Genomic DNA, 20,434 nt, shown 5'->3' on the forward strand with positions numbered 1-20,434 from the left:
CATATAGATAAAGGGAGCAGCACGCAGCTGCTCCCTACACATCTCTATCACAAACCAACCTGGCCTGCAGCGTATGTGGCATCTTCAGTGCTGTACCCTTCAAACACTAATTGGTCGATTAAACCCTGTCTTGAAAAAGAAGTATAATCAAGATAGTCCTGGGCCGCAATAACCGCCTGCTCTCTCCAGTCAACCGTGATATTTTCTGCAGCATATGTGGCATCTTCAGTGCTGTACCCTTCAAACGCTAATTGGTCGATTAAACCTTGTTTTGAAAAAGCAGTGTAATCAATATAGTCTTGGGCTGCAATAACCGCCTGCTCTCTCCAATCAACCGTAATATTTTCTACAGCGTATGTGGCATCCCCTTGACTGAATCCCTCGTACTCTAATTGCTCAATCAGGCCTGATTTAGAGAAAGCCGTGTAATCAAGATAGCTTTGAGCCGTACGAACAGCTTGTTCTTGAGAACCCGTTACGCTGTTTTCTTCAGCTTCCTTAGCTTCTTGCTCTTCCTTCTCTTTTTGAGCCTGTTCTTCAGCTTCCTTAGCTTCTTGCTCTTCCTTCTCTTTTTGAGCCTGTTCTTCAGCTTCCTTAGCTTCTTGCTCTTCTTTCTCTTTCTGAGCTTGTTCTTCAGCTTCTTTAGCTTCTTGCTCTTCTTTCTCTTTCTCTGCTTGTTCCTCAGCTTCTTTAGCTTCTTGTTCTTCTTTCTCTGCTTGTTCCTCAGCTTCCTCTTCCTGTTTAGCCTTTTCCTCAGCCTCTTTATCTTCTGCCGAGGCTTCACCGGCAACATCTTCAGCAACAGGTGCTTCTTCAGCGATTGATCCCAGAATTACTGCTAGAACTAGAAACGCAAACAGAAAACCACCTGATTTAGCAAAGTTTCTGCCCCTGTTCCCCTTACCTTTCACAAAAGCTGAGACAACAAAAACCACCATCCCTGCTAATGCCGTTAACATTAAGATCAATAAAGTCGTTTCCCATGCAGAATCATCACCCGTTGATCCAAAAATCATGGATAAAACAAGAAGTGCGAACAGGAAACCACCAGACTTAGCAAAATTACGAAGTCTGTTCTCCTTCCCTTTGACGAAGGCTAAGACAGCAAAGAATATCATACCTGCTAATGCCGCTAACATTAAGATGAATAAGAATGACTCCATTGATTAATCTCCCCTTATTTAGTTTTAAACGAACTGATTACATCGTACGAGGATTTTTGCCCTCACTCTGATTCTATTATACCACTTCCAAAGCCATGCTTTCTCATGTAATTCCTGTTAGTAATTAAAAGCCAAGTCATGCTCATTTGCTTTATCACTATTAGAGATGGAGCTTCTTATGCAGTTGACGAAATAAATGGCCGACAAAAAGTTCGAAGATGTTTTTTATTGATTTCCCCAGAAACGGAGTAAGATGGTTTCGACTTTTGGAGCAAAAACGACCACTTTGAAAAAAGTCAGACTACACATGGGGCTGTGGAAAAAGGTTTTCAAATAGAGGTCTTTGATAACAGACGCCCTAATGAGCAGGAGATGGAGGAAGGGGGAGCGCCGTATACCCTTGGAGAAAAAGGAAGAAAGAACTACTACATCTGGTTTCATATATTTGAAGATGAAATCAATCATACAGGGCAGACACGGTTATAAGAAAAATGTTGCCGTGAATATATGTAATGGAAGTTTTAATGAATTGGTAGATGAAGTTACTTCCTAAGAGCTAACTGGAGGGCGGTTGTTCAATACTGACAATTGCTTTTCCAAAGTGAAACTTTATACTAAGAGCTTTCGTAACATTACTAAAGGAGTGCTTCAATTGAGTAAAGATAAAGAAACACCAGAACATAGGAGAGAGAGGCTGCGACAAAAAGAACTAAACCATCCTTCGAGCAGTATACACGGCAGCAATGCTTCTGATGTAGTAGGCAGCTTAAATTGGAAGGTCACTGGATTACTTATTCTTTTAATAATTATAGGGTTTGTCATCTATGCTGTATTTTTTCGTTGATGGGTGGTCGAAAAGCATTTGAAGGAGGAGGAAATGAAAACAACATACGGTTAATTGGGGGTGGAAAAAGTAAAGTTATATGGAAGTCTACTAAAAAACTTCCTCCAATAGACCTTATCACGAGCGTACAGGGATTCTGCGGCAAACCAAAAGTAGTCTTATTCTCTTGCTTTGTTGTGAATGGGGGGGCGCATAAATTGAGAATCATTCAACATGAAGCATCCTGGATCTATTATACTTTCAGATTAAATGACTCTCGTTCGTCACTCGTCAAAAATTTCCCTCTATAGAGAGAAAGATAATTAACCTGAAAGCTGAGCTTGATGTGATGAAAGACAAACGTAAACTATAACGTCTGACTTACTATGAAGGAAACATATGCGGGGGAGTTTCGGGTTATTACAACTGGTTGAGTCTTTCTTTGGGTACATTGACTTTAAAACGTGTACTTCTGTTTTGAAGTGAAACAAGTGGTTGAAAATTATATGGAGTATTATAATCATGGGTGATATCAGTGGGGCTTAAAAAAACGACCCCGGCCCAATACCGAGGTCATCTATTAGCAGCCTAGACTTTTGTTAAACTGTACATTTTTTAGGGTTACAGTTTATTTTATGCCTGCTCCTTCTTTTTTAAATAGGGAACGACTTTCTGATGCTGACCCATTCCTTCATACACGTAAGCTTCATGATTTTTTATCCATAATTTCATCAACGAGATATAAATAACTCCAGCTGGAATTATGCCCATGAACCATGAGAGGTCCATATTAATAAAAGAACATAAGGTTCCGATTAATATGGCGATCAGGGCGGCAGGGTTCCAGCCTTTAAAAGCAGCAAATAAATCTGCTTCATACAGTCTGGATACGTTATAATCACCTTTATGGATGACGTAGTAATCCGCAATCATAACAGCAAATATCGGGCCCAGAAATGCGGAAACAATAGTAATAAATGACGTGAAGTAAGCGGCATTCATGATCCACCAAGGACATGTGAAAATACTTAGTATTCCAATGATTACACAGGACTTGGCCCAGGAAAACTTAAAAATGTCCATCGCAACAAATACGGTTGGTGTGATATTTGCGACCAGATTCGTGGTGACCTGGGCGAGAGCGATCACAAATAACACTAAGATACTGGCAAATACATTGGAAATGTACTCTGACATAATGTCGACGGGGTTCCACATGCCGACAGCCGCCGCTCCTAAGATTCCCACAAACGGCAGAAGGATCATCGGTGGCACGATACCGATAACATGTGACCCTACAAATGTTTTATTGGTGGATTTACGAGGGAAGTACCTCGTGTAATCTGAAACATTTATAAATAGAGCGGAAAACTGTCCTAACAGCACGGTCATTCCCAGCCAGAATGGAATGCCCCAAGTACCGTCAATGGATGCTGTTTCTTCAACCTGAAGTCCGAAGGTGGATAGAAAGAGAAAGATTAAGTACATGACACCGAGCATAATGATAATGGCTCCGAAAATCTCCACCCACTTTATGGATTTGATTCCTTTCGCTGATAAGTAAATCTGTAAAAGTTGAAAAGCGAAGAACCACAGCCATACGTTACTGAAGCCGGTAAGATTTAAGAAAATCTGGTCAATCGCCTGGGCTCCAAGCCACGATTGCACGCCATACCAAAAGAGGGCAGGCACCGCTCTTAAGAGGGAAGGAAACTTAGCTCCTATAGGTCCAAAGGAAGAACGCAGCTGGATGACCATCGGAATTCCGTGTTTCCAGCCGACTCTTCCATTTAAAGAAAAAAGCAGGGCGGCAAGAATATTGGCCAGAATTAATGCAGTAAACGCCTGATACAAATTGAGCTCGCCAAAGGGTGGGATCATACTGGATCCTAACATAAACGATCCGACCATGATGGCATCTCCCCACCACATCGCAATATAAGCTTTTGGGCCAAGAATCCGGTTTTTCTCAAGATTGATCGGCAGTAAGTTGTGATTGATATTCATGGAATCCTCCTCATTATTTATTTAAACGCCGGTCCATTGAATGGCTTGAGCAATAATTAAGAAAACGACACTGACAGACACCCATATCCCGAATAGAGGGAGATAGAATTTGACCCATTTATGCCATTTCACTCCTGCTAGAACGAGTGTCGCCATAAAGTAACCGGATGTTGGGAAGAGGATATTCCCTAACCCATCTCCAAACTGATAGGCTAAGATCGCTGTTTGTTTCGTGACCCCAATAATTTCGGCAAGAGGGGCCATAATTGGAATGGTTACTAAGGCTTGTCCGCTGCCTGAGGGAACTAAGAAATTAAACAGAAACTGAATGAAAAACATGCCGATCGCACTGAAAATTGCAGGAAAGTTGCCAACCACTTCTCCTAAGGCAAATACGATGGTATCCATGATTTGCGCATCTTCCATAATGACAGCCACAGCCCTCGCTACTCCTACAATAAAGGCGCCGAGCATCACGTTTTTAAATCCTTCATTAAACCCTTCGCAAATCTGAGTAGAGGACAGCCCTGCCACAAGCCCTACAGTGATTCCCATAATAATGAACAACCCAGACATTTCCATCATGAACCATCCATGCTGGAGGACCCCGTAGACTAACAGGCCGAAGAACAATAGGGCTGCAGCGGCTGCGGCTTTTTGTCTGCCTGTTGCCGTATAGCGGTCTGTACTTTTGACACTTTTATAAAGCTCTCTTTTTTCCTGGTCATCTTCAAAGACAAGACTGCTTTCCGGCCTGGAATAGATTTTTTTGGCGTACCTCATCACATACCATGAACTGATGGCAAGAATGATGATAAATGCTGTTAACCGAAGACCGATCCCGCTATACAGAGGGAGACCCGCCAGTTTTTGGCCTAACCCCGTATTAATAGGATTTAAGAATCCTGCTGTAAAGCCTGCAGTTGTAGCACATAAAGCAATTGCGACCGCCGTCATGGAATCGTATCCGAGAGCAATAATTAATGGTAAGATGACCGGCACGTACACGAGGCTTAATTCCTGGGTGCCTATCAGGCTGCAAACAACTGCGAACACAACCATTAATACTGGAATCACCGCGATCCTTTTATTTGAAAAGGTTCTAGTCAATGAGTCGACGGCGTTTTCAATAATTCCGGTTTTGCGTAAAACCATAAACATACCGCCAATAATGAAGGTGAAAAAGACGATCTCTCCTGCATCTACCAGACCTTTTGGAAAAGCAAGCATAAAGTCCATAAATGTAGTTGGATTAGAATCAATGGTCTGAAAAGATTGAGGATCAATTGTTTCTCTGCCCTCCGGACCTTCAATTCGATCGTAAGAACCTGCCGGTACAAAATAAGTGGTAATGGCAGCGATCGCGCTGAAAACAAATAAAATAACGTAAATATGAGGCATTTTAAAACCTTTAGCCGAAGATGAAAGCTCCTCTCCTTCACGAAGATAATCTACAGACGTTTCTTTTTTTAATCCCATCTTTCTCCCTCCAATAATTTAAAATGTGACTTATTATGTAACTATTCCTTACATAATAACGAACTAGCAGTTGATAGTCATTGGGCAAATTGACTATAATTTTGCTGAATTTTTAGATAAATAAAACAAAAATAGTAGTTTGTGTTAGAAAATATGACATGTTACTTGTGGGAGCGAAGGCAGGAGATTAAGATATAAAAAATAATAGTGAATTTTGGCTTGTATATCTCTGCGGGGAACCATGAATCCCTGCGTTTTTCTGCAAAATATCTAAAGGAGATTTTCCGTCGGCGGCATTTTTGCCGTTCTGCGTTTAAAGGCAGGGAGCTGTTCGTTCACACCCCGCCTATGAAGAGAGAGTGGTTGGTGTAGATAAAGTGCCAGGGGGAATGGAAATGGAAGATCGCTACAATGCTTATGTGGACAGAAATGTAATTCTGGAGCCATCAGGTTCGGGAGTGCTGAGTGGGAAGACATTTTCTGTGAAGGATGTGTTTTCCGTTAAAGGATATAAGAACACGGCAGGAAATCCTGTCTGGCTGCATACTCACCAGCCGGCAGCTGAGCATGCACCAGTCATTCAGCGTCTGTTGAATGAAGGAGCTGCAATGCACGGCATGACTCATACGGATGAGTTAATGTACAGCCTTAATGGTGAGAACATTCATTACGGAACACCTGTCAATCCAAAGGCTGAGGAACGAATTCCGGGAGGCTCATCAAGCGGATCCGCCGTGGCTGTCGCCGCACAAGAAGTAGACTTTGCTTTAGGAACAGACACAGGTGGTTCAGTTCGCATTCCTTCTTCTTACTGCGGTATTTATGGGTTTAGACCCACTCACGGCACTGTTTCAGTTGAAGGCGTTATTCCGCTTGCATCAAGCTTTGATACGGTAGGCTGGATGGCGAGGAGTTCTCAGCTCTTAGAGGATATCGGAGAAGTTCTCCTTACTGATCAAAAGGAGGAACCATTTTCCCGGCTGGTTATTGGCAGGGATGCCTGGGATTTACTGCTTCCGGAGGCGGAAAATGCATTCTCGAACGTAATAAGTGAGCTGAGTTCGCAATTTGAAACAACGCGTGTGATGACTGTAGCCCGCGATGGACTGGATCATTGGTTTCAAACCTTTAAGTACCTTCAGGCTCAGGAAATCTGGCAGGAGCACGGGGGGTGGATAAAAAAGGAACAGCCGGTTTTTGGTCCCGATATTGGAGAACGTTTTAGTTGGGCGGGGACGTTAGAAAACCAAGAATTCGCTCATTTGGCAGCTCATCGAGAGTATATTACTAAATTAATGGATGAAATTTTAAAACAAAACGCTGTTCTTGCTATTCCGACTGTTCCTGGAGGGGCCCCGAAGCGGGGAACAGAACAGGAAAAGCTGCAGGACTTACGATCCCGAACAATGCAGTTGTCCTGTATTGCCGGCCTGGCAGGTCTCCCGCAAATCACCCTGCCGCTTGGTCATTTAAATACCTTGCCGATCGGTATTTCCTTGCTTGCCGGAAGAGGAGGGGATCGAAGGTTATTGTCCCTCGCGAATCGATTCGTAAGCGCCATGAGTGATGACCTTGTAGAAAAAAGATAAGGAATACCAATAAAAAACCAAGCATCGCATATTTAAACGATGCTTGGTTTATTCTCTGTCTGCATCCAAGTTCCTCGTGACTGGCTTGCTGGAAAGTCATTATTCCGAAAAACTAAACGTCCCCGACTGAAGGTAGCAGCAATGGTGCAAGGGAAGGTATGGTTCATGTAGAGAGAAATTTTATGCTTGGCATGGAAAGTATCGGCTGAAACGTGAAAAGGTTGATTAAGATCAACAATGGCAAGATCGGCGTCGTTTCCGATTGTGATTTTCCCTTTACGTGTAAGCTTAAATCTTTCCGCCGGGCGGCAGGCAGTTAAAGCCGCCACCTTTGCAAAAGGAATCTCAAATGTAAGTGCCAGTTCAATCATAGTGAGCAGTGTAAACTGACCGCCGCTGATTCCACCCCAGGCCTCCAGTAAGTTTAACGAACGGTCCTTTAATGAAGCAGGGCAGGGAGAGTGATCCGATGAGATCATATCAAATTGGCTCTCTTTTACTTTTTGGATCAGTTTCTGCTGCTCATCTACGTCTCTTAAAGGAGGGGCACATTTCGCCACTGCGCCTTTTTCCGCTAAGTCGTCATGGGAAAAAAGCAGATAATGGGCACACGTTTCTACGGACACATCCACTCCTCTATTTTTAGCCTGTTCAATCAACTCGACGGCCCGTATGCTGCTGATATGGACAAAATGAAGGGGGCAGCCGGTAACTTCAGCGTAATGTATCGCTCTTTCGACAGCTTCTGTTTCGGCCTGGATTGGTCTTGTCGCTGCATAGTCATCCGCCGTTATGTCTTTTTGCCATGCTGTTTGTTCTGTTAAATATTGAATGATAGGTCCACTTTCTGCATGCAGAGCCAGTAATTTTCCTGTTTTGGCTATTTCCTTCATCCCTCTTAGAAGGGTCATATCATCAGCTGCTTCGAATTCCTTGTTTCCAGTTGGTGATAAAAAAGCTTTAAACCCGATGACCCCATGGGCAGCCAAGTCAGCAATGTGTGATTCATTCCCTGGGACTAATCCACCCCACAAACCAAAATCAATGATTGATTTCTCTTTTCCAATGGCTGCTTTCTCAAGCAGTGCTTCTGTTGTCGTCGTAGAAGGAATACCGTTTAACGGCATATCAAAGAAAGTTGTACCTCCTGCTGCAGCAAGCATTCGTGAGCCTGTGGTGAACCCTTCCCAGTCTTGACGGCCTGGCTCGTCTAAGTGTACATGGACATCGATCATCCCGGGGAAAATGTAGTTCCCTTCAGCATCATAGATTTTATCTGCCGAAGCGGTAATTGATTCCTGCAGGGAGGAGATGGTGCCGTCGGTGATGCCGATGTCCAGGGATTGAACGCTGTCTTCTAAAACGACATTTCCATTTTTAATAATCGTATCGTAATGACTCATGGTTTTCTCCTTTCAGTAGTAAAGGTCAGCTTCGAGAACCATCGGTATTGTTTAATTTAATGAGAAAGTCGGGATTTCCTATGAGTGAACAGGGAGCTCCCTCAGGTTTTACACCTTCAGGGATATCACGCTCCTCTTTTCTCCTATAGGAGTCCCGCCGGCCCTTTATGTTAATAAGGATAAGCGGAACCTTACAAGGCAATAGTGCTTCTTTCCGTGAACTTCACGAATAAAAAGGCGTTCCTATCACCCAATTAACGCTTAAGTTAATGGGAAATTGTGAGACTCCTACAGGGAGATAGAGCCAAGGTGAAATCGTGAGTGTCACCCGTCTCTCTGCTTAAAAGTGAGTACTTTCAACGGAATAGACCAGAATGAAACTCCTCATTTTCACTGCTCAACAGTTTCCTTTACCGTCGCAGCACTATAGGAATCTAAGGCGGCCTGCAGGGCAGCTCCGTGATTTACAGAAAAACCATGGCGGATCAATACGGCTTCAAGAGCTCCAAGTGTATAGAGAATATTTTCCTTTCGACAGCTGTAGCCCATTGTGCCGATTCTCCATATCTTCCCTTGTAAAGGACCGAAAGAACTGGCAATTTCCACCCCAAATTCGTGAAGCAGCATATGCCTCACTGATTCTCCATCTATGCCTTCAGGGATAGTCACACAAGTGACGGTCGGCAGCTTACAGTCAGGATTTCCGTAGATTTCAAGGCCCATCGCCTCGATGGCTGAAACGAGTGCTTTTTCGTGATACTTGTGACGGTTAAACCTGTTCTCAAGTCCTTCTTCCAGTACGACCCTTAAGCCTTCCCGAAGGGCGTACAGCATAGAGGTGGCTTCGGTATGGTGGTTTAATCTTCTTTCGCTCCAATAATCTTGAAGCATGCTTAAGTCGAGGTAATTACTTTTAATAATAGGGACGTTAAGTTTTACCTCTTTTTGCCGGTCCTCCTCGGTAGAAATTCCTTTCTCGACCTTCTTACGAGAGGTAATAATTTTTTCAACCCGCTCGTTGTAAGTAAGGGGAGACATGCCTGACGGAACAGACAGACATTTCTGGGTTCCGCCGACAAGCCCGTCAATCATCCACTCATCTACTTTTATATCCGCTCCCCCAATGGAAGCAACGGCATCGACGATCAGAAGCGCATCTTCCTGTCGGCAGGCAGCTCCGATTTCTTTTAACGGCTGCATGCGTCCTGTTGATGTTTCGCCATGAACGACCGCTACGATCTTAGGGGATAGCCGCTTTATTTCAGCGCTGATCTCCTGGGAGTCAAATACTTCTCCCCATTGGCACTCGATCGTATGGACTTCCGCACCGTATCGTTCGCAAATCTCTGTCAACAGGTAGCCGAATCGGCCGAAAATTGGAACGAACACTTTATCGCCAGGTTCGATCACGCTGCATAACAGTGCTTCAATTCCTGACCTTGACGTCCCATCTACGGGGAATGCCCATCGGTTTTTCGTTTGGAACACTTTACGCAGCATTTCCATAACTTCATTCATTATTTCTGTAAATGCAGGATCGAACTGCCCGACAATAGGTGTGCTCATAGCTCTTAAGACTCTCGGGTCAACTTCGACAGGACCGGGGGTCATTATAGTACGCAGGGGTGTATTTAAATCTTTATAGGTCATTATTTATGAGCTCCCTTCTTATGTATAAGCTAATTCATACAGTATAGCGGTTAATGCTGCAATTCCGTTTTCCAAGTCTTCAGCTGAAGTAAATTCTTTGGGTGAATGGCTAATTCCGTTACAGCTCGGCACAAATAATAGAGAAGTGGGGTAGGTGGTACCTAACATCTGGGCATCATGACCAGCTCCGCTGATCATGAACTGATAAGGAATCTCCTGCTGCTGAGCGGCTTGCTCGCAAAGGCGAGTCAGTTGTGGATGCATTTGTACAGGTTTAACATCGGTCCATTTATCCATCGAGATGTGTAAATCCTGTTTTCTGGCGATCTTGCTGCAGTAGTCCTCAATCTCCTTACAAAAATGGTCCAGTGTTTCCTGATTGTGGTGGCGAACGTCGAGAGTGAAGGAAGTTTCACCAGCGATAACATTCGGCACGTTCGGTGAGGTCGTAAGCCGACCTATCGTAGCTACTAAACCAGAGTCTGTTTCTTTTGCTTTACCTGTAATGGAGTGGATAATATCGGCTGCGGAGCTCATCGAATCTTTACGGTAAGACATCGGTGTTGTGCCTGCATGGTTGCTTTCGCCGAGAATGGTAATCGTAAATCTTTTCTGTCCGACGATGTCGCTTACAATACCGAGACTTTTACGGGCTCTTTCCAGGACAATGCCTTGTTCAATATGACACTCTATAAAACAATCAATGTCTTTTCGAGCAGGAGATTGATAAAATTGTGGATCAAATCCAGCTGATTTCATAGCTTCTTTTAAAGAGATCCCCTGTGTATCTTTAATTCCTTCAGCATCGGAAATATCATATTTTCCCGTTATATTGCCGGAGCCCCAGAAGGTGATGGGGAAGCGGCTTCCTTCTTCTTCGCATAGAGAAACAATTTCAATCGATTTCTTAGGAGATCCATAGGCTTCCTTTAGACGCTGGACGGCTGAGAAGCTGGCGATTATACCATAAACTCCATCAAATTTGCCGCCATTTGAAACACTGTCGATATGGGAACCTGTTAGAATACAAGAGGAAGACTCCTTGCCTTCTAACCTTCCAAATAAGTTTCCGACACTATCGAAAGAAGTGACAAGCCCATGCTCTTCCCATTGAGACTTTAGGGCTTTCTGCGCCTCTACCCATGGTTTCGAATAAAGCAGCCGGTTCACACCGCCTTTATCAGACAGACCAAAAGACGAAAGCCAGTCGACCAGAGATTCCGGACTGTCCGCTGTTTTCATTACATGCTTTGTCTCAAATGCCATGACTTGTTCCTCCAATTTTCAAAACTTTGTTACTCACTAGTTTATCAACCGAATCATCATTCATCATTGGCAGATGTGTCGGAATTGGGGTGATTTTTTGTGCATATTCCACAAATAGTCTAAAAATTGTGATAAGGTAAACAATAAATTATGATAACAGAAAAGGAGTGAGGTCTTTGAAAGTGTCACAAGTGCTTGAAGTATCTTCTCTGCAAGGAAGCAAGGTAATTGCGGGTGAGGCAGGACTTGGAGAAGAAGTCCTGCATGTCAATATGATGGATGCTCCGGATATCGCTCAGTTCCTGAAGCCGAATGAAATGCTCGTTACGACGGCTTATCACGTCAGAGAGGATCCAGAATCTTTAGTGAAGCTCGTGGAAAATATGAAACAGCAGAAGTGTGCAGCCCTTGGAATTAAAACACAGCGATTTTTAAAAGAAGTACCGTCTGAAGTTACTAACACCGGCAATGCCTTAGATTTTCCCATTATCGAAATCCCCATTGATAACTCTCTTGGTGATATTGTAAATGAGATATTAAGCCGTATATTAGATAAACGTACGAATGAATTAAGGTTTGCTCTTGAAACACACAAGCAATTTTCCGATCACGTAATGAGTGGGAAAGGGGTTGATAAGCTTATAAAAAGCCTGGCCAGTAAAATTCATCGTTCTGTTGTGCTTCTCGATCAATATGGCAAACCTATTACATATTCGAACGTCAATGACTTTAATAAATCCTCCGTCCAGGAGTTATACTTCAACGATTCGGCTGTTCATTTTCCCGACGAAGTATTTTTTACGTTCTCCACAACATATGACAGAGAAACCTACTCTGCCTTTTTAGTGAATTCCCATAAAAAAAGAGCCGGATTCCTGCTCATTCTGGGAGAAATACAGGCCAGTGATCATGTGACGATGCTGACGATTGAACAGGCGACAAATGTTATTTCTTTTGAACTGATGCGGGAAAATGAATTAAAGCAATATACGAAACGAGTTAAAAATGACTTTTTCTTTAATTTTATTGAGGGCATGTTTACTTCTGAAGAAGAAGTCGTCAACCGGGCGAAGGAGTTCTCCCTCAACCAGGATCAGAATTACCTCTGCGCCACGGGAAAAATCGAGGATTACATTTATACAAAAAGCTATACACAAAGCCAAAAAGAGATCGATGAAATCTATGAATATATTGAAGATGAAATCGTCGGGCTGTCGCTGTCCACTCATTTATTTACGAAAGGTGATCTCTGTGTTCTGCTGTTTGAAGTTAACGATTCGATAGACAACATCAGGAATTATGCTGAAACTTCATTGGAACTCGTACAAAAGAAGGTGGATCAGCGTTTCCACCGTTCCTTATCCTTTGGGGTAAGCAACATTTCCAGAGGCCTCTTAAATGTGAAAAATGGATTCAAGGAAGCGCAGAATGCCTATCAATCCGGACGGCTAGCGGCTAAGTCAAAGTTTATCCAAATCTATCAGGCGAAAGACGTAAACGAATTATTAAGAACACTGCCTAAGGAGGATTTGCTGGATTTTTATTACCATTCACTGGAGCCGCTGCTCCGCCCGGGAGAGGATAAGGATGAAGTTCTTCTGCAGACACTCTTTGTTTTTCTCGAAACCCACTGTCAAATCTCAGAGACAGCGAAGCGGCTGTTTGTCCACCGCAACACCGTGGTGTACAGAATAGAAAAATGTGAAGAGTTATTAGGAGAAAGTCTATCTGATTCAGAAACCACCATTCAACTGCGGCTGGCCTTACGAATTAAAAGGCTTCTTGAAGAATGATTTTGATGCATTCTGTTTAAAGACTGTAGCAATCCTTAGTGATGGTAAACAATAACCTTTTTCAGCATTTGAGTCGTGAATGACAGGCAGCAGTAAAAAACTGTTTGAAAGGAAAAAGGGACTTTGCTTATTTACATATGCCCAGCTTAAAATCTTATAACAAAAGCTCCAACACTTGCTATAAAATATTGAAAAGAGTCTGAAGAAATTGACTTATGATTCATTCGTCGAATTTAGTATTTATTCGTATGATGTAATTTATTTTACATATATTATGAATGGGGATTTTTGTAATTAGAGGAGCTGGAATATTTAAAATGTTTAGGTTTTTAAAAAAGATCCGATCATTAAAATCTTCCTCTACAAATGGGGCTCAAAATAATCAAGCAAACGGTGAGTCGATAGACATAAAATTAAATAGTAATTTAAATAAATTACAACAAATATTTGAACATAGTGCTGATGTGAAATTTAGGGAGTTTGAAATTTACAATCGTGCCCCAGTAAATGTTTTTGTCTGTTTCATTCAAGGGTTAGTTAGTGAAGAGTATATTAATTTTCATATCATTAAGCCATTAATGAGAGCTGATTTATTCGAGGATATAGAGAATACATCATCAGAGGATTTATTGAAAATCATAGGTAAAAGAGTGTTAAGTTCTTCAGATATTAAAGAAGTCCAAACAATGGATAAAGTAAATGAAGGTATATTAGCTGGAAAGGCTATCATTTTTCTGGATGGTTTTCGTAAGGCCCTGCTTATAGGGGCACACGGGTTTGAGTCTAGAGGGATAGAAGAACCTGAAACGGAAGCAAGTGTTAGAGGTTCACGTGAAGGGTTTAATGAAGTATTGAAAGTTAATATTTCTTTAATTCGCAGAAGAATCCAGAATAAAAAACTAGTGTTTGAAGATATGCAGATAGGAAAACAGACAAAAACGAATATTTGGATAGGTTATATTAAAGGTATAGCAAACCCAGAGGTTATAGATGAAGTGAGGAATCGTTTAAAACGAATTGATACAGATATGATTTTAGAATCGGGTTATATTGAGCAATTTATTGAGGATCACCCTTACTCTATATTCCCAACAGTTGGGAATAGTGAAAAACCTGATAAAGTATCAGGCAAAATATTGGAAGGTAGGATTGCGATATTTTGTGATGGGACCCCATTTGTATTAACTGTGCCACACTTATTTATCGAATCGATTCAAGTTCCAGAAGATTATTATTCACGTCCATACTTAGCTTCGTTAATGAGATTATTTAGAATACTGGCTCTATTTTTAACTATCTCTACACCTGCGATTTTTGTTTCCGTTGCCACATACCATCACGAAATGGTCCCATCTCTTCTCCTTACAACTATGGCAGCAGCTGAAGAAAAAGTCCCCTTTCCTGCATTTTTGGAAGCTTTGCTGATGATAATTCTATTTGAATTACTTAGAGAAGCAGGTGTTCGAATGCCCCGCCCGGTTGGTTCTGCTATCAGTATAGTAGGGGCGTTGGTCATTGGAGAAGCTGCCGTGCAAGCTGGGTTAGTAAGTGCACCCATGGTAATCGTAGTAGCCTTGACAGCAATTACGGGTTTTATCGTAACGTCCTTAAATGATGCTGTGATTCTGGCCAGATTTTTTCTTCTTTTCTTATCAGGTGCACTAGGTTTCTACGGCTTATTAATGGGAACGTTTGTTTTGATTGGACATGTATGTTCTTTACGATCTTTTGGTACTCCCTATTTAACTCCAATGGGACCAATATTTTTTAGTGAATGGAAAGATGCAATTATTCGTATGCCATTATGGTTTTTAAAATCAAGACCTCAATCGATAACTTGGACAGAATCTAAAAGAGAAGGATCTGAAAATAAACCAGGACGCCCTGAGGGAGAGAGTTAATATGAGGGTATTGATCGTTTTACTTTCCCTTTTTTTATTAACAGGGTGCTGGGATCGGAAAGAATTAGCGGAAATCGGAATAGTATCCGCAATAACCATTGATAAAGATACGGATACGAATGAATATACGCTGACTTCCGAATATCTTAGGCCATCGGCACAAAGCACACTATCACCGAGTCCAGATGAATCTTCTTTAAAGGTCTCAGTGACGGGAAAAACCATTGACGAAATTTTGCTAAAAGCAAATAAAACAATAGATAGAAAAAGCTTTTATGCTCATAATAAAGTGATTGTTATTAGTGAAGAGATAGCGAGAGAAGGATTAATTCCAATCATCGATTCTTTTCAACGAGGAAAACAAGTGCGAGGATATGTTTGGCTTGCGATTACTAAAGGAAGTGACGCCAAAACAATAATTAATACAGAAGGGAATAATATTACCCCTGTTTCAGCCAATTTTTTAAAGGGTCTTTTCGAAAATGCGGATTATAACGCTGTTGGTATTAATATGCTTACTTACCATAAGAAAGTGTTAGGAGCAGGAGTAGATCCTTTAGTAGGGGTTCTAAAGCGTGAGGAGAACGCTGATAAAGTACCTGCAGAGCTTGTAAAGTTGTCAGGAGGAGCAGCATTTAAAGAAGATAAGTTAGTTGGTTTTATAGATGAAACGGAAGTAAGGGGATATAATCTGGTAACAGGGGAGGGGCCGGTTACCGATAGAGGATCTCTACCTCTCCCATCTTTATTAGACGAAGATAAATTAGTTACACTGCTTTTAAAAGAGTTAAAGTCTGAGATTAAACCAAAAGTGGATAAAAACGGTCAAATTTCCTTTACCATTGATATTCACCAGAAAGCACGATTGAGTGGACAAGAATCAACTGACGAGTTTAAAACCCGAAAAGAAATTTCGGATTACTTAAAGGATATTGAAAAAGAAGGTGAGAAAACGATAAAAAAAGAAATTGAGATGGTCATAGATAAAGCGCAGCAAGATTTTCAATCAGACATTTTTGGATTTGGAAGAGTTTTAAATATAGAACAGCCTAAAGAATGGCAGAAAGTAAAAGATGATTGGTCAGAAACCTTTGCTGACGTAAATTATAATGTCAAGGTAGATGTGGAGATTGTAGATTCAGGTTTAACAAAAGGTCCATTTGAGCCTAAAGAGTAACTATTATAATTGATAAAGGTCTGCACCCCCTATAAATGGGAAGCAGGCTTTTTTAGTTTGAATTTTATCGCATATTTTCCTAGTGTTTATCATCTGAAAAATAACTTGATCGATTGATAAACAATTATTAATAAAAGAATGATTACATAAATCCCTCCTCCTATTGTAATTAGGGACAAGAAAGGATCTGCTTTAAACACAGTCAGGTCAATAAACATTGTTATTCTCCTTTCCTGTGGAGTTTTTACTTTTTATAAAGATAATTAATAAAAGTAAAACTGGAAGAAAGGAATATACTAACATCACATATGTTCCTCCTTCAATTCCCTTCCATCTTTGGTCTTCAAATCCATCAAAACGAACAACAGAAAAAATTGGTAAAAGTAACCCGAAAATGGAGATAGCCCATTTTGGATTTTTACTATTAAATAACCAAGTAATTGCTAAAGAGAACCCTAAAAAATGCAAAGCTGTTTTATAAAATCCCCCAATAAACATAATAAAGACGCCTATACTATCCAGGTTTGTAATAATGTTAGCAATATTAATCGATAATAGCGTTTCTAATAGAGGAATTTCTGTATTTGCAGCTAGTTCAGGACCTAAAACGGATATAATCACAATTAAGGATAAGAAAAGTAATAATGTCGATATACCTAGAGCAAGAAAAGCAGCCTTCCGTATATATTTCTGATCTCTTATATAGTGCCAAAACATAAGGAATACAATCATTTCACCATAAGGAAAACCTATAACTCGAGGGACTTCACTTAATATAGGTTTCCATCCTTCTCCTAAAACAGGTCGTAGATTACTGATTTCAAAAGTTCCTGAAAATATCATAAACAAAAAAGTAGCTAATAAAAAAAGTAATAAATACGGGAGGAATATCTCAACTGTTCGTGATAAAACCTCAAAACCTAATAGAAGAATATGTATAATCACAAGGACAAACAAATAGAGAATGACGATAAGCGGGGCTTTAGGTAATGCAGTCATACTAATGAGAGAACCAAATTCATAAAAATTATGACTTGCTTGGTTTAAGAAATATAATCCGAAAAGCAGGAGTAAAGGTTTGGCTATTATGGGTCCTAATGTATCATTTAGAATCTCAGCAAAATTTCGATTAGGGTAGTATTTAGGGATTTGGGTATAAACCCATAATAGAAATAATCCTACTATGAACGCCATTAATATAACAATCCAGGCATCTCTTTTTGCACCAATTCCTAATGCAAACAAGGTTGTACTACCGATTTCAAAAGCCATAATAAGCGAAAATAATTGAATATTTGAAATACGCTTCATTTAAAATAACCCCTTAAACTGTGTTTCCCTTTTATTAGTTATGTCCCTATACATATACGCCCATACTTTTTAACTGCCTCTACCTGGGACTAGTATATTCTCGTGTACATGAAGGGGACTCCTTACCTGAAAAAGGATTGAGTGCCTGGATGTGGATTGAAATAGTTGGAATTGTATACGGTGTAATAGTATGAAAAAGTGCCCTGCTTCAATTAATAATGCGTCATTTTGTTTGATAAGGTGAAATAAGAGATTTTTTTTCAAAATTAAATCCAGGCGGATATTTAAAAATAAGAAGGAAGATATATCCCTTTATTGAAATAGATATTAAACTAGGTTGTAAAAATTACCTCCATTATGGGGGAAGAGAAGTTGAAGAAAAGTAATTTAGTTGGTTTCCGTGTGGTTTAAAGGATAGGACAGGTTCTGGTCGTGAGTTTCCTAAAGGATGTCATGAGAGACGCCAAATTAATTAAAACATGTTGAATGGGGGAGAGAGGATGACATATGAAATTGTTACACTACCGGCATATCGAGCAGTAGGATTAAAATGGGCGGGTAGATTCTCTGAAATTGACCCAGATTTAAAAAACGTTATCAAACAAATGGAAGAGCGGGCAAGGGAGTTAGAAGATAAGGTGAATCCTGATGTTCAGTTAGGTTTATCTTACCATGTAATTGAAAATGGCTTCGTGCATTATTCGGTGTATGAAGTAAGTGAGGAGCAGGAAATCCCTGTGGGAATGATTGAAATAAGGGTTCCTGAATGGACCTATGTGAAAACGACACATCACAAAGGAGAAGATATCTCCAAAACTTATACGGATTTACATAATTGGTTGTTTAATAGTGACTATACCGCATATAGAGAAGCTGAGGTTGAGTACTATGATCCTTATATGCCAATTAAGCATGAACATTACCCAATTGATAGTGATAAGAATGATCCACATTTTGATATTTATATTCCGATAGTTAAAAAATAATAGGAGATCTCTTTTTTGTCGTCACGGGGTAGTGTCAGGCATCGAAATTCAGCTCTCTTCTGGCTTCCCCGTAACGTTCGGTAAACATTCTCTTTAGGGCTGGGGCAGTTGCATCTCCCCGGCCCGGCGCTTATTGAAGGAAAGGGTTAGATAATTGAATAAGGGGGTACATGATTATGACAAATCAAATGAAGGGTTTCATATCGCTAGCCTGCCCTATAAAGTAATAGGATTTAGCTGCAATACAGGGGCACCGGTAGCAGACAGGCGAACGATCGACCTTACATAGCCAACCCCATTCACGGGCTTTATTTGCAGGATTTAAAAGAAAGTGAAGACAAAAACCTGGGAGGAAACAAAATGGCTGCTCAAGTCAAAATTACTCACAGTTTCAATGCTCCACGTGAACAGGTATTTAAAGCATTTACCTCATCCGAACATTTGCAGGAGTGGTGGGGGCCAAAAGGATGGACGTTTAAGGTTTTGAAATCAGACTTCCGCGAGGGTGGTGTTTTTCACTACAGCCAGAAACCTGCTGAGGGTGATGCAATGTGGGTGAAGTTTGTATACAGTCAAATTGTTGCGCCGGAGAAAATCGTTTATTCCAGTTTCTTTTCTAATGAAGAAGGAACCATTATACGTGCCCCCTTTAACACAAATTGGCCTTTGGAAACGCTTAACACGATAACGTTCATCGAAGACGAAGGAAAAACAATGGTTACAGATATTGTTACTCCTGTAAGAGCAGCCGAAGAGGAACTTAAAACTTTTGGAGAAGCACAGGAAATGGTTCATGATGGATTTTCAGGCACCTTCCATCAATTAGAAGATTACATTTCAAAGGAATCAACATAAACCGGGAAGCGAATGGAGATGGTGAAATAAAAAAAAGCCGGCGCTGACCAGCTTTATCATCAATGGAGTGCAGGCTAATGATTACTTGCCTTGATAGGCTTGTATTAATTTTTCTATGTTAAACTTTTTCATTTGGAGAAATGTTTTTGTTAATCGGTTCATTTGTTCAGTCGTCCCATTTGCGATCATTTCTCCCATAACCTCCGGCCAGATTTGCCAGGATACACCATATCTATCTTTTACCCAGCCACATTGTTCTGCTGCTGGCTCTGAGGACAGCTTTTCCCAGTAGTAATCAATCTCTTCTTGATTTTTGCATCGAACTAACAGTGAAATAGCTTCATTAAATTTGAAGTTATGCGGGTGAGCACTATCCATAGCAGCAAACCATTGGTTTTCGAGCATAAAATCTGTAAACATCACAGTCCCTTCTTCATCTGGTTCCATGCCTGCTGGATAACGAGCGATTTCCCCTCGTCTTGACTCACCGAATACAGAAAGATAAAAGTCGCTGGCTTCTTCTGCCTTCCCTAACACGTCTTGAACATACAGCAAGGAAGGTACGATAAATGGTCGTTCTTGATCCTCCCGGTTTAGCAGCATCAACTGCCATGTCAGCCCATACTTATCCTGTATCCATCCGTAACGTTTACTGAACGGATATTCTTGAAGTGGCATAAGTGGAGTACCGCCCTGGGATAGCTGTTCCCAGAGCAGATCTAAATTTTCTCCCGCATTCTCATCTTTTGAAGGGTCAAAATTCACAAAAAAAGAAATTGAAGGATTAAATTGAAAATGTGGTCCTCCATTTATGGCCATGAATGAATATCCTGCGATATGAAAAGAAACGAGATCGCTATCTCCAGATGGCGTGTTGCGAATTGTTGCGGTACTGGTGACTTTTGAATCTGGAAAAATTGATGTATAAAATTGGGCTGCTTCTTTAGCTTCCTGATTAAACCACAGATGGGGGACAATTTTTTGATGGGAGATGGGTATTCCTCCTTTTTATTATGAATTCTCTGTTGATT

At 41.0% G+C, this 20,434-nt stretch carries 16 protein-coding genes; 8 read left to right on the top strand and 8 right to left on the bottom strand.

What is annotated here, in order from left to right:
* Positions 1 to 47 precede the first annotated feature (47 nt).
* On the bottom strand, positions 48 to 1,163 hold the full coding sequence (locus C1A12_RS03345) for an Ltp family lipoprotein (protein ID WP_235001522.1): 1,116 nt from the start codon (positions 1,161 to 1,163) through the stop codon (positions 48 to 50).
* Between the two features lie 315 nt (positions 1,164 to 1,478).
* Between C1A12_RS03345 and C1A12_RS21005 the strand changes: the two genes are divergently transcribed.
* Together C1A12_RS21005 and C1A12_RS03350 are read left to right on the top strand one after the other, a co-directional pair.
* Positions 1,479 to 1,649, top strand: a complete 171-nt coding sequence (locus C1A12_RS21005) for a hypothetical protein (RefSeq protein WP_159462128.1) — start codon at positions 1,479 to 1,481, stop codon at positions 1,647 to 1,649.
* Positions 1,650 to 1,806: 157 nt separating this feature from the next.
* Positions 1,807 to 2,007: a DUF6366 family protein gene (locus C1A12_RS03350; protein WP_373420427.1), complete on the top strand. Its 201-nt coding sequence runs from the start codon at positions 1,807 to 1,809 to the stop codon at positions 2,005 to 2,007.
* A gap of 612 nt (positions 2,008 to 2,619) precedes the next feature.
* Here the strand turns inward: C1A12_RS03350 and C1A12_RS03360 are convergent.
* Both C1A12_RS03360 and C1A12_RS03365 read right to left on the bottom strand, forming a co-directional pair.
* On the bottom strand, positions 2,620 to 3,993 hold the full coding sequence (locus C1A12_RS03360; protein WP_101842425.1) for an NCS1 family transporter: 1,374 nt from the start codon (positions 3,991 to 3,993) through the stop codon (positions 2,620 to 2,622).
* 21 nt (positions 3,994 to 4,014) lie between these two features.
* Complete coding sequence (locus C1A12_RS03365) at positions 4,015 to 5,394, bottom strand: AbgT family transporter (protein WP_101843277.1); 1,380 nt, start codon at positions 5,392 to 5,394, stop codon at positions 4,015 to 4,017.
* A 473-nt stretch (positions 5,395 to 5,867) separates the two neighbouring features.
* Here C1A12_RS03365 and C1A12_RS03370 point away from each other — a divergent pair, with 473 nt between their 5' ends.
* Positions 5,868 to 7,061, top strand: a complete 1,194-nt coding sequence (locus C1A12_RS03370; protein WP_101842426.1) for an amidase — start codon at positions 5,868 to 5,870, stop codon at positions 7,059 to 7,061.
* Positions 7,062 to 7,093: 32 nt separating this feature from the next.
* Here the strand turns inward: C1A12_RS03370 and C1A12_RS03375 are convergent, their stop codons facing one another.
* The 3 genes from C1A12_RS03375 to allC form a co-directional block, all read right to left on the bottom strand.
* Entirely contained in the window at positions 7,094 to 8,464 is a 1,371-nt protein-coding gene (locus tag C1A12_RS03375) for an allantoinase (protein WP_101842427.1), read from the bottom strand.
* Positions 8,465 to 8,854: 390 nt separating this feature from the next.
* The gene (locus tag C1A12_RS03380) at positions 8,855 to 10,114 is read right to left on the bottom strand and encodes an alanine--glyoxylate aminotransferase family protein (RefSeq protein WP_101842428.1); all 1,260 of its coding nucleotides are present in this window, start codon (positions 10,112 to 10,114) and stop codon (positions 8,855 to 8,857) included.
* Positions 10,115 to 10,132: 18 nt separating this feature from the next.
* Positions 10,133 to 11,380 carry an allantoate deiminase gene (gene allC, locus C1A12_RS03385; RefSeq protein ID WP_235001523.1) on the bottom strand — a complete coding sequence of 416 codons (1,248 nt, stop codon included), beginning with the start codon at positions 11,378 to 11,380 and terminating at the stop codon, positions 10,133 to 10,135.
* 182 nt (positions 11,381 to 11,562) lie between these two features.
* On the opposite strand from allC, the gene C1A12_RS03390 reads away from it, so the two are divergent.
* From C1A12_RS03390 to C1A12_RS03400, 3 genes are all read left to right on the top strand, one after another.
* On the top strand, positions 11,563 to 13,173 hold the full coding sequence (locus C1A12_RS03390; protein WP_235001557.1) for a PucR family transcriptional regulator ligand-binding domain-containing protein: 1,611 nt from the start codon (positions 11,563 to 11,565) through the stop codon (positions 13,171 to 13,173).
* A 278-nt stretch (positions 13,174 to 13,451) separates the two neighbouring features.
* Positions 13,452 to 15,074, top strand: a complete 1,623-nt coding sequence (locus tag C1A12_RS03395) for a spore germination protein (RefSeq protein ID WP_235001524.1) — start codon at positions 13,452 to 13,454, stop codon at positions 15,072 to 15,074.
* Between the two features lies 1 nt (position 15,075).
* Positions 15,076 to 16,251, top strand: a complete 1,176-nt coding sequence (locus C1A12_RS03400; protein WP_101842431.1) for a Ger(x)C family spore germination protein — start codon at positions 15,076 to 15,078, stop codon at positions 16,249 to 16,251.
* A 207-nt stretch (positions 16,252 to 16,458) separates the two neighbouring features.
* Here the strand turns inward: C1A12_RS03400 and C1A12_RS03405 are convergent, their stop codons facing one another.
* Entirely contained in the window at positions 16,459 to 17,562 is a 1,104-nt protein-coding gene (locus tag C1A12_RS03405) for a GerAB/ArcD/ProY family transporter (RefSeq protein ID WP_101842432.1), read from the bottom strand.
* A 500-nt stretch (positions 17,563 to 18,062) separates the two neighbouring features.
* Between C1A12_RS03405 and C1A12_RS03410 the strand changes: the two genes are divergently transcribed.
* Both C1A12_RS03410 and C1A12_RS03415 read left to right on the top strand, forming a co-directional pair.
* Complete coding sequence (locus C1A12_RS03410) at positions 18,063 to 18,548, top strand: GyrI-like domain-containing protein (RefSeq protein WP_101842433.1); 486 nt, start codon at positions 18,063 to 18,065, stop codon at positions 18,546 to 18,548.
* A gap of 360 nt (positions 18,549 to 18,908) precedes the next feature.
* Complete coding sequence (locus tag C1A12_RS03415; RefSeq protein WP_101842434.1) at positions 18,909 to 19,403, top strand: SRPBCC domain-containing protein; 495 nt, start codon at positions 18,909 to 18,911, stop codon at positions 19,401 to 19,403.
* 81 nt (positions 19,404 to 19,484) lie between these two features.
* Here C1A12_RS03415 and C1A12_RS03420 read toward each other — a convergent pair whose 3' ends face one another.
* Positions 19,485 to 20,402, bottom strand: coding sequence for a VOC family protein (locus C1A12_RS03420; protein ID WP_101842435.1), 918 nt, complete (start codon positions 20,400 to 20,402; stop codon positions 19,485 to 19,487).
* Positions 20,403 to 20,434 lie beyond the last annotated feature (32 nt).

The sequence above is a fragment of the Halobacillus sp. Marseille-P3879 genome (genome assembly GCF_900240285.1).
Lineage (GTDB): Bacteria > Bacillota > Bacilli > Bacillales > Halobacillaceae > Halobacillus_A.